Raw genomic sequence first — 10,602 nt, 5'->3', positions numbered from 1 at the left:
CCTACAGTTCGATGCTCATGCCGTCGTAGGCGACTTCGACATTGCGTCGCACCAGCTCGGCCCGCTCGGGTGAATCCTCGTCCAGGATCGGATTGGTGTTGTTGATATGAATAAGGACCTTGCGCTGCTCTGGCAGCCGCTCCAGTACTTCAAGCATGCCGCCAGGGCCATTCTGGGCCAGGTGGCCCATTTCCCGACCGGTGCGGGTGCCGACGCCACGGCGCTGCATTTCATCGTCGTCCCACATCGTGCCGTCCACCAGCAAGCAGTCGCTGCTGGCCATGATGTCCAGCAGCGGTTCGTCGACCTTGCCCAGGCCCGGCGCGTAGAACAGCTTGCCGCCGGTGCGCAGGTCTTCGACGATCAGCCCGATGTTATCGCCCGGGTGCGGGTCGAAGCGGTGCGGGGAATAAGGAGGGGCGGCGCTGCGCAGGGGCAGTGGGGTGAAGCGCAGGTTCGGGCAGGCGGCGATCGTGAAGCTCTGGTCGAGTTCGATGCGGTTCCAGCTCAACCCGCCGTGCCAGTGGGTCAGCATGTTGAACAGCGGGAAGCCGGTGCTCAAGTCTTCATGGACCATGTCGGTGCACCAGACCTGGTGCGGGCAACCCTCGCGCAGGCTGAGCAGGCCGGTGGTGTGGTCGATCTGGCTGTCCATCAGGATGATCGCGCCGATGCCCGTGTCCCTCAGTGCCCGGCCGGGTTGCATCGGGGCGAATCCCTGGAGTTGGGCGCGGATGTCGGGGGAGGCGTTGCACAACACCCAGCTCACGCCATCATCGGAAATCGCGATGGACGACTGGGTGCGCGCCTGGGCCCGCAGGCTGCCGTCGCGAAAACCTGCGCAATTGGCGCAGTTGCAGTTCCACTGGGGGAAACCGCCGCCGGCGGCGGAACCTAGAATCTGGACGAACATGGTCGCTCCATCTGCAAACCAAAATGAAAAACGCCCCGGATGACCGAGGCGTGGTGTTGCGTACTACCGCCTGCAGCAATCAACGGCTGGCGAAGTACATGGTGACTTCGAAGCCGATACGCAGATCGATATATGCGGGTTTGGACCAGGACATGGGAATACTCCTTTGGTTGGGGTGGAACGGTTTGGATCTATACATATAGTCCACCTCCGTTAGGAGATGTTCAGATGCTTAGGCGGCTATGTTACTAAATCTGACAAATTCGTTCGCCGCGAATCTTTGAGAAAGCTCATTGCACGACTGGTAACGATCATCTCGCTGCTGCTTGCCAAGGCATTCCCGGGCACGGCGCGTTGCTCAAACACAAACGTCCGCCGTGGGCTTGGACCAAACGGTAGGCTGAGTCGATCAGTTGTTCGCGTGTCATAGACGTTATGGCGTCGGGTAACCGCTGCAAGTAATCCGATGGGCGACCGGCCAGTTTGCCCTGCCAGAGCAGTTCGGCTGCCTGGGCGATGGGCATTGCAGCGTTGTGCATCTGGCTGGCCAGGGCTTGCTGTTGGCTGGCCAGGCTCGAGTCGTCAATCTGCTCGACCAGCTTCGGCAAGGTTTCCAGGAACTGTTCCATATGTTCAGCCAACTGCGCCGCAGAGGCACCGGGTGACTGCGCACCGAGCAACAAGCCGGTCCGACCATGAATCTGCTTCAAGCCACTGAACACCGCATAGCCCAACTGCAGCTCGACCCGTAGGCGCTGGTAGTAAGGGGTTTGGCACAGATGGGCGAGCAAGCGCCATCCAGCCTCGTCGGACAAATCCTCGGTTGGCGTGGGGCAGAACATGAGTAAGGCGTGGTCATCACCTAGGGTCTTGAGCGTATGCCAGGTGCGTACCGGAGCAGGCGCGACCGTTGACTTCGACTCTTCCCGGGCAACGCCTGGAATTCGCGCCAACACGGGGCCCAGCGCCGCTTGAGTGGCCGCCGTCAGGCCGACGGCCAAACCGTCCCATTCGGCGGTCATCCAGACGCTTCGATCGCTGCCGGGCAACGACAGCGAGGCGTGTCGTGGGTTTTGCTGGAAGAGAATTGGCAATTCCCGCAACAACTGTCGAATCGGTATCAGGGGCGCCTCGTGATCGGCGAGGACCGGCGGCAGTGGCTGGCCCAGTTTTTCCATCAGATGCTCAAGTACCAACGGTATCGGCGGCTGCAAGCCGATCAGTTTCAGCAGGCATTGTTCGGCACCGGACTCGAAGACGACGTCCACGCCGGCCTGTCGGGCATCTTCGCGCAGATCCGCCAAGTGACGATCGAGCCTGGATTGGAGGTCGGGCGATGCGGGTGCCGCGAATTGCCAACGCAGATACACCGCGCCTTCAGGCGAGTTATCCGGCAATGCCTGGCTGAACTGCATGGGCGAACGTTCCCGCCGGCCCCGGCTTCGGTCCTGTGCGAATGTTCGCAGGCCTCGGTGGGCGCTGGTCTGGCCGCGGATCAATCCGGCGCGGGATGGTTCGCGGGTGGTTTGCAGAAATGGGTTGGGCGAGGGCAATCGCCACGGTTCGACGGCCTGATCCACAGCGTGCAATTGCTTGAGGACTTCCCTGAGGCGCATCAAGTCGTTTTCCGACAGTGGACCACCGCGTCCTTCGCTGTCCCAGCGAGCCAATTGCAGCGCTGTTGCGGTCTCTTGCTGACGCTGGCGAAAGGCAGCGAACTCCTGGCGCATCGATGCCCAGTCATCCTGAGCGGCAAAGAACCCCAGCCAGTCGCGTAGCAGGGGTGGGCTGTCCGTTGGAACGCGGTCACTGTCGAGCTTGAACTCGATGTGAAGCAGTGCCTGTCCGGAAAAATCGTACAGCGGCGCGGCTTTGAGGCTGTCAGCCAGGCCACGCTGGCGCAACGTCGCGAGCAGCCCTCCTGGTTTATGGGTGTTCAGCCAGTGGCAGAGGAAATCAAAGGTTTGGGGCGAGGCTGCGGGCAAGTTCTCAAAAGCGAACAGCGCATCGAGCGAGCCTTGCCGGGCCAACTGATAGCCGGTCTCGGTCGATGTCATGAGCTTCGGCGGCACCTGTCTGACCTGAGTTTTGCTGCTGGGTATGCTGTTACCGAACTGGGTGGCCAGCGCCGCCAGGGCATCGGTACCTTGCGGGCCGGCCAGGCTCAAGCTCATCTGGCCGCTGTGATAGAACCGCTGAAAGAAATCGCGCAGCGCCAGCTGGAATCCAGGCTCAGGTACGGCGAGGCTGTCGCGATTGCCCGCGTGGAAGCCCCGCAGCGGGTGTTGCTCCGACAATCCTTCGTACAGGGCCACCTGCCGCTGGGCCATCGCGTCCTGGGACCAGGCGATGAACTCCGCATGCAGCACTTCCCGTTCGCGCATCTGATCGGTTTCATCCAGGCGCGGGTGTGCGAGCATGTCTGCCAACCGTTCAAGCCCCCCGGGCAGGGCGGCAGGGGACAGCTCCAGGAAAAACTCAGTCATGCGTTCACTGGTGCGCGCATTGACTTGTCCGCCGTGGGCCCGCACGTAGGCCATCAGGTCCCGCCCAGCGGGAAAACGTTCCGTCCCCAGGAAGAACAGGTGTTCGAGAAAGTGCGCCAGCCCCGGCCAGGCCCCGGGTGCATCGTGGCTGCCGGCCTCCACGCGCAACACCGCAGCGCTACGCTTGAGGCCGGGAGCATGACGCAACGTCACTTGCAGGCCGTTGGCCAGGGTTTCGGTGGAGGGTCGGAGGGAATCGGGGGCGGGCATGAGCGCTTCCAGGACTGGGATGTGCTCATGCTAGCGGATTCGCCCGGATCAGTGTTTATGCAAGTCGCCGTAGAGCGCCGGACGCCGGTCGTGCAGGTAGTTGTAGGCCGCCCGCGACTGCTCGATCAGTTGCCGGTCCAACTCACCCACGATCAACGCTTCATCCAGCCCAGCCAGTGCCGGACGGCTGCCGTCCGGGGCGGCGATGCTGCTTTGCCCGCAATACTGCAGTTCACCTTCGTGGCCGCAGTAGTTGGCGTACGCCACGAAACATTGATTTTCGATGGCCCGAGCGCGCACGGTGACATCGGCAATGAACTCATAGGGCTGCATATTGGCGGTCGGCACCAGGATCAGCTCGGCGCCGGCCAGCGCCAGGCGTCGGGCATTCTCGGGAAATTCCAGGTCATAGCAGATCAGGAAACCGAGCTTCCAACCGTTGAGCTCCACGATAGGGAGTGCTGCGTTGCCAGCGCTGAACATCGTGTGGTCGAGGTCGCCGAACAAGTGGCTCTTGCGGTAGTTGGCCAGGCGTTCGCCGTGGGCATCGATCAGTTGGACGGCGTTATAGATCTGCCCGTCTTCGCTGCGTTCAGGGTAGCCATAGAGAATGGCCAGGCCAGCCGCCTTGGCGATGCGGCCGATTTGCTGCGCCCATTCGCCGTTGTAGACCTCGGCCAGTACATTCACCGCATCGACGCCGATGTTGTAGCCGGTGAGGAACATCTCCGGCACCACCAGCACATCGGCGCCCCTGGCCTCCAGCGCGACTTGATGCAGGCGCTGCAGGTTGCCGGCCGGATCCATGGGCAGCGGCGGGCATTGGTAAAGGGCTACGCGCATCGACAACTCCTTATTCGGGCAAGGCGATCGGACCGATTTCGTCGAACACATCACCTGGACCCGGGTTCTCGGGGTGAGTTTCACCGCCGAAGTGTTTCATGATCCCCCACACGGCATTGAGCGAGGTCTGGACCGCGCCTTCAACCCAGGCGGGTGTCCATGAGACGTCATCGCCAGCGATAAAGATCCCTTTTTGTTCGGCCGGCAGGTTGTCCTGCATGAAATGCGCGTACATGCGCTGGTTGTAACGATAGTGACCCGGCAAGGCGCCTTTGAAGGCACCGAGAAAATACGGGTCGGCTTCCCAGGACACGGTGATCGGATCGCCGATGATCCGTGCGGCGATGTCGACGTTCGGATAGATTTTCTTCAGCGCATCCAGTGCCAGCTTCACGCGTTTTTCCACGGGATACGGCAGCATTTTCAACGCATCGCTCATCCACGAGTAGGACAGGCAGATGACGCCTGGCTTGTCGTCGCCATTGTCGAACAGGTAAGTGCCGCGGGTCAGTCGGTCGGTGAGGGTCATGCTCATCAGGTCACGGCCGGTTTCCGGGTCCTTGTCCTTCCAGAAGGGGCGGTCGACCATCACGAAGGTCTTCGATGCTTGCATGTAGCGGGTACGGTCCAGGGCCATCCACATTTTTTGCGAGAACAGCGCTTCTTCGCATTCGATCTGGGTGGTCAGCAGCCAGGTCTGGCAAGTCACCAGCACGGCGGCGTATTCCCGGGTGTCGCCCCAGACGTCGGTGACGCTGAACCGATCATTGTCGGCGCGGGCGATGCGCTTCACGCCGCTGCGGGGCGCGCCCAGGTGCAAAGAATTCAGGCTGGTGCCTTGTGGCCAATGCACGCAGCGCTCCGGCACGTGTTTCCAGATGCCGTGAGGCACTTGCTCGACACCGCCGACTACCAAGTGCTGATGGTCGTCGCAGTTGGTCATCACCACGCGGAAGATTTCCAGCATCGAGTTGGGAAAGTCCGAATCCCAGCCGCCAGTGCCGAAGCCAACCTGGCCGAACACTTCGCGGTGCTGGAACGAGAGCTTGGCGAAAGCCTTGGACGTGGCGACAAAATCGTAGAAGGTGCGGTCATCCCACAGTGGCACCAGGGTGTTCCACAGTTCCTTGAGGCGCGGCACGTCGCGGTCACGGATCGCTTGCTGGATTTCGCTGAAGCGTGAGCCAGCCTCCAGTGCGTCGGCCCAAGCGTCGGCCACCTCCTGAAATAGCGCAGGAAGATCGGCCATGCTTTCTGCGTAGTAGGTCTGGCCTTCGAGATCGATGACCGTGCTGCCCGAGGCCGAGGTCAACGGGTTGGGGAAGGGTTTTGTTTCCAGGCCCAGCTTGTCGACGTAGTGATAGAACGCCGTGGACGACACCGGGAACCGCATGCCACCGAGTTCGGCAACGATGCCTTCGGCGCCGTTGAACGCCTGGGAGCGCAGGCGCCCACCCAACTTCGACGCCTCGTACACGACTGGCTTGAGGCCCATTTTCATCAGCTCATAGGCTGCCACCAGGCCGGCGATCCCGGCTCCGACGATCGCCACTTCGGCGCCGTGGTTGTGCTTCGGGATCATACCCAGGCCGGCCGGGTGTTCGATCCAGTCGTCAAAGGCGAACGGAAAGTCCGGGCCGAAAATGGTGATGGGTTTCTTGCCGTTGGCGGGGTGGCGATTGTTCTTGTTCATGGCTGACCTTGAGGGGCGACTCGACGCGGTGTTCGCGTCTGAGTATAGGAAAGATGCCAGCCATTCTAGAGAGGGTGAAACACGTTAATAAGACGCAATGTGTCGTCGTTTTGAGCGGGTCCCCGTCATTTCTGAGCGCTTAACAGGCTTAATGACGAAACCCTGGCCCTGTGGGAGATTCTATGGTTGAGGGGAAGCCCTCAAGCCGCTTTTGGTTGGTATTCGCTTTGCCCTTTCAGCAGAGCGAATACGATCCGAGCAAGCTTGCGTGCCAGTATCACTAACGCCTGGGTGGTAGCGAAGCCTCGAGCTCTTAGTCTTTCATAAAAGCCTTTCCAGGCAGGCGTACGGCTGGCCGACATGGCTGCGTTGTGCAAAAGCCGACGAACTTCCGGATCGCCTCGTTTGCTCAAGCTTCGGCGGTCGTCTTTTTGTCCTGATTGGGACACTCGCAAATCCATCCCCAAGAAGGCAATAAAGGCGTCTGCATTTTTGAAGTCGCCCCGCTGAAACGCCGTAAGCAAGCGGGCTCCGGTCAGAAACCCGATGCCCTCGACCTTCAGGCAACGGTTCAGTTGCCCTAGCAAACCAGCATTTTTCAGATGATCCTTGATCGTTTTCTCGATCAATGCCTCAAGCCTTTGCATAGCTGCGATTTGCTCGGCGAAAGCGGTCTTGAGCAGCGGCTCATTGGCCCAGCTTTGTACCAGGGCGACTCGAGCCTGAACCAAGGCAGCGCGACGGCGGAAAAGGCTTAGAAGCTGGCGATACAACGGAGATGGCGGCGCCCATGGATGAAGCTCGTGCCCTTCGTTCTTCAGGTAACGAGCCAACAGCTTGGCGTCCAACGCATCGGTTTTGGCGCGGATTTTTACGCCTTTGCGGTAATGATGAAGTTCATAACCGCCCATCATGTAGATTGTGCAACCGGCCTCATAGGCCAAATCAGCAAAGTCCAAGTGATAAGTATTGGTCGACTCAATGGCCACATCGACGGGGCCCGGCAGTACTTTCAACCACCGTTTGATGGCCGCCTTGTCGTTGGGAATCGCTTCCAACACATCAAGCTCTGCGTGATAGATCACCAGCTCGTTCTTGGCGACATCCACGCCCACGATCGGCTTTGTGACAGAAACCGGCATTGCCATTGAAAATCCTCCGGGCTAAGGTTTGAACACTTGAAGGGGTCACCCAGAGGCGCAGGCTTGTCTCTATCGTCGATCCAGGCCGAAGCATTCTTTATCGGCGCTTGGGTGAAAGGAGGAGGGGCGAAATCTCCCACGGTCTGTACTGCGCGAACAGTCAGAATCGAGCCTTGTCCCTCCTCCTCCCTTCAAGTCCTACCATACAAGCGAGCTTGCTCGCGATAGCGGACTAACGGCCATGGAGATGTCGACTGATCCACCGCCATCGCGAGCAAGCTCGCTCCCACAGGGTTTTGGGTTGGCGTTAGACCGGCTGTCCCCGGTCGATCTTGCTGCTGAGGATGATCGAAGTGGTGGTTTTCTCCACGCCGTCCACGCTGCCGATCTGGTCCAGCAACTGATCCAGCTGCTCCGGTGAGTCCGTGCGCAGCCAGGCGACATAGTCGAATTCGCCGCTGACCGCACACAACTGCTGGACCTGGGCCATCGTACTCAAACGTCGCAGTACGTCTTTCCCCGAACGTGGCTGGACCTTGATTCCGACGTAAGCTTGCAAGCCACCGTCGATAACGCGCTGCCCGAGACGCACGCCGTATCCGGTAATCACCTTGGTCTTTTCCAGGCGAGCCAGGCGCGACGTCACTGTAGTGCGGGCTATACCCAATTGTCGGGCAAGCATGGCGACACTTTCCCGGGCGTTGATTTGCAGCGCTGCAATCAGTTGGCGATCGATTTCGTCGAGGACGGGAGGGCGAGTATCAGTCAAGGTCAGCTCCGGCGCAGGCATCAATGGCCGGCATCTTACAGGCTTCGGCGTTCGAAGTAGCTGATGGCGGGCAAGGCCAGCGCTCGCCAGGCTGGGGCCAGGTGCGCTTGCGAGGCCCTGAACCAGAGGCCGTCCTCGCCGGTCAGCTGTTCAGTGGGCAGTTGCAGCAAATCCTCCAGTGAGAACGATTGCACCGTGCCTTTATCCTCATCACCTTCGGTTTCCCAGTCGTGGTCGAAACACCGCACTCGCAGCTTTCCTTCGTCGAAACCCTCGAACTCGGGCCGATTACCCAGCCATCGCGGATGTATCCGCAGCGTGTGCGCCTGGACATCGAGGAGCAGCAGTTGCCAACCCCGGTAGCTACCGCACAGTTCTGTCACGTCGGTTGCCATGCAGGTCAGGGCCAGGTAGCGGCCATCCTTTGACCAGATCATCGAAGGCGCCAGATCGACCAAGGCGCAGCCCGAAGCAGTGAGCAGGTGTCCGCCGAGCCGAGGCGTACCGGCCCGCACCCAACTGTCGGCGTATTCGGTCTCGCTGCCGAACAGCCAGGCGGCGTCCTGATCATTCGGTGCGGGTTGGATGAAGTCGCCATCGGCGGTCGCCGCTTGCGGCCTATCCACCAAGCGCCATGGGGGGACGATGCTTGGTTGTGAGTCCGTCGGCTGCAACTGCACCGTGTTGTAGAACAGTCGGGATTGCTCATCGGGACGACAGAAGGACGCGCCGCTGCCGACCTCTGGAGCCGCGACGTTGAAACGCTGTAGCACGCTGCTTTCCAGGTCATTGTCGAGACGCCCCTCGACCACCGCCAGGCTCAACCGGCCATCCCGATGATCCAGCAACCAGTGCCCCGGCAGGAGCCAGTCGCCGATCTGGCAGCGATAACCGCCAAGTCCTTCGGCGTTGTCGCCCAGCCAGGTCAGGCGTCCGCAGACGCCGTCCTGCAGCGGCTGCGTCGATGTACGATGATGGAGGTCTCGGAGGGAGGAGATTTTTCTATCGTAGGTGAGTCGACACTGTGAAAGACGATGACTTGAATGCGTGGCTGCGTAGTCCCAGGGCCTTGGAAAAGCCGAAGGGCCTCTACCAGCGCAGCCAGCGTCGACCGAGCAGGGCGCCCAGTATCGTCGGGACCAGCATGCCCAACAAATACCACACTGCCCAAAATGTGACCTGCATCTCGGGGCAATGAAAGGAGTAGGCAATCGTCGCCATCGAGCCGGCCAGTAGTCCGCCGCAGGCGCCTGAAAGTGTCAGGTTGGTGGGGGCGAGACCGCGTAGCGCCCAGAACACCGCGACAAATCCCGGAATCGACAGCAAGGCAATATTGAGCGCGCATACCCGCCAGGTATTGCCCAGAATGATCGCAACGCGGTCATCAGGTGCGGTCGCCATGAGTACGTAGATCGCGCCAACCCACACCGCCGTGACAGCGGCGACAATCAGGATCTTGCCGGGCCCCGAGGTTGCTCCAGGTCTAGCCAGCCTCATGACCATGCCCAGCGCACCGATCATCAGGCAGAGCGGAAACGCGATCTTGGCCCAAAAAATTGGTGTCGCCATGACTTCGCCCAAGTCTGGCCGCACGCCCTTCAATGTGACCATTAGCAAAATGGCGCCCAGAAGGCCGGCTAGAACCGCAATGCTGAATCGCTTGGCGGGTGCCCTGCGATCGACCGGGGCAACACCCGAGGCGAGCAGGGAAATCAAATCGTCAGTCTTCATGGTGCACCTCTCACTCTCAACGCCAGGGCTTTAAGCCCTCGGTGTATCCCTATCTTCACCGCAGACTCGGATAAGCCCGTCGTTTGAGCGGCTTCAGTAACAGACAGCCCTTCCAGTTTCACGCGTACGATAGGTAGACGTTGGCGTTCCGGCAGTTGCTCAAGCAACTTGCCCAGGTCGCGACTGGCCTGCGCAGGTTCAAGATGTGGTTCGGCAAACAGTTCTGCCGCATCGTCGAGGGAGTCGTTGAACACGTCATGGCGTGACCTCCCACGAAAAAAGTCGATGAGCTTGTAGCGCGCAATGGCAAAGACCCATGCCGTCAGCGGTTGATCTGCCTGGTAAGTCTGGCGCGCATTATGAACGGCCAGTAAAACCTCTTGCAGCAAATCCTCGATTTCACCGGGGCGCTGTTGAAGCCTCGAGCGCAGAAAGCCGCGAAGATGACCGCTTAGCTCAGATAAAAACGTGCGATAAGCCCGTTCGTCTCCATCCAAGCCTGAGAGAAACAAGGCCTGGAGGTGGAGTTCTCGGCTGCGCAAAGCATCGTTATCCGTAGTTCGTTCCATCGTTCGCTCTGGTTACACGAAAGGGAAAAATATCTCGTTCCTGCTGCTGGCGGCAGCGAATCTTACATCCGACTTCCCGCCGTAAGGTAACAGGCAATCATGTTTGCTGGCCTGAGAAATATTTTGCGGTCGCTGTAACCGAATCTGGAACGACATCGAACTACTTGTTGGATCGCAAACACAGTG

10 protein-coding genes are annotated in these 10,602 nt (G+C 60.2%); all 10 read right to left on the bottom strand.

Annotated features, from left to right (window positions below):
- Position 1: 1 nt before the first annotated feature.
- The 10 genes from pqqB to J3P79_RS24450 all read right to left on the bottom strand — a co-directional run bounded on the left by pqqB (position 2) and on the right by J3P79_RS24450 (position 10,416).
- A complete protein-coding gene (pqqB, locus tag J3P79_RS24495; RefSeq protein WP_434606262.1) occupies positions 2–913 on the bottom strand; it encodes a pyrroloquinoline quinone biosynthesis protein PqqB in 912 nt (303 codons plus the stop codon).
- Positions 914–992: 79 nt separating this feature from the next.
- Positions 993–1,067 (bottom strand): pyrroloquinoline quinone precursor peptide PqqA, encoded by a 75-nt coding sequence (pqqA, locus tag J3P79_RS24490; protein WP_003177660.1) that lies wholly within the window; start codon positions 1,065–1,067, stop codon positions 993–995.
- 157 nt (positions 1,068–1,224) lie between these two features.
- Positions 1,225–3,669 carry a pyrroloquinoline quinone biosynthesis protein PqqF gene (pqqF, locus tag J3P79_RS24485; protein WP_434606259.1) on the bottom strand — a complete coding sequence of 815 codons (2,445 nt, stop codon included), beginning with the start codon at positions 3,667–3,669 and terminating at the stop codon, positions 1,225–1,227.
- Positions 3,670–3,717: 48 nt separating this feature from the next.
- Positions 3,718–4,512, bottom strand: coding sequence for a carbon-nitrogen hydrolase family protein (locus J3P79_RS24480; RefSeq protein ID WP_039590723.1), 795 nt, complete (start codon positions 4,510–4,512; stop codon positions 3,718–3,720).
- 10 nt (positions 4,513–4,522) lie between these two features.
- Positions 4,523–6,205, bottom strand: coding sequence for a flavin monoamine oxidase family protein (locus tag J3P79_RS24475; RefSeq protein ID WP_434606256.1), 1,683 nt, complete (start codon positions 6,203–6,205; stop codon positions 4,523–4,525).
- A gap of 200 nt (positions 6,206–6,405) precedes the next feature.
- On the bottom strand, positions 6,406–7,353 hold the full coding sequence (locus tag J3P79_RS24470; protein ID WP_434604829.1) for an IS110 family transposase: 948 nt from the start codon (positions 7,351–7,353) through the stop codon (positions 6,406–6,408).
- 301 nt (positions 7,354–7,654) lie between these two features.
- Positions 7,655–8,116 (bottom strand): Lrp/AsnC family transcriptional regulator, encoded by a 462-nt coding sequence (locus J3P79_RS24465; protein ID WP_434606254.1) that lies wholly within the window; start codon positions 8,114–8,116, stop codon positions 7,655–7,657.
- 35 nt (positions 8,117–8,151) lie between these two features.
- Positions 8,152–8,964, bottom strand: a complete 813-nt coding sequence (locus J3P79_RS24460; protein WP_434606252.1) for a hypothetical protein — start codon at positions 8,962–8,964, stop codon at positions 8,152–8,154.
- A 241-nt stretch (positions 8,965–9,205) separates the two neighbouring features.
- Positions 9,206–9,847: a DUF1109 domain-containing protein gene (locus J3P79_RS24455; RefSeq protein ID WP_434606250.1), complete on the bottom strand. Its 642-nt coding sequence runs from the start codon at positions 9,845–9,847 to the stop codon at positions 9,206–9,208.
- A complete protein-coding gene (locus J3P79_RS24450) occupies positions 9,844–10,416 on the bottom strand; it encodes a sigma-70 family RNA polymerase sigma factor (protein WP_434606247.1) in 573 nt (190 codons plus the stop codon). Before J3P79_RS24450 ends, J3P79_RS24455 begins: the two co-directional genes overlap by 4 nt.
- Between the last annotated feature and the right edge of the window lie 186 nt (positions 10,417–10,602).

Origin of the sequence: Pseudomonas sp. R1-7, from assembly GCF_051132105.1 — a bacterium.
In the GTDB taxonomy this organism is placed as follows: Bacteria; Pseudomonadota; Gammaproteobacteria; order Pseudomonadales; family Pseudomonadaceae; genus Aquipseudomonas.
Note: the sequence above shows the minus strand (reverse complement) of the source record. Positions and strands in the feature narration are given on the sequence as shown.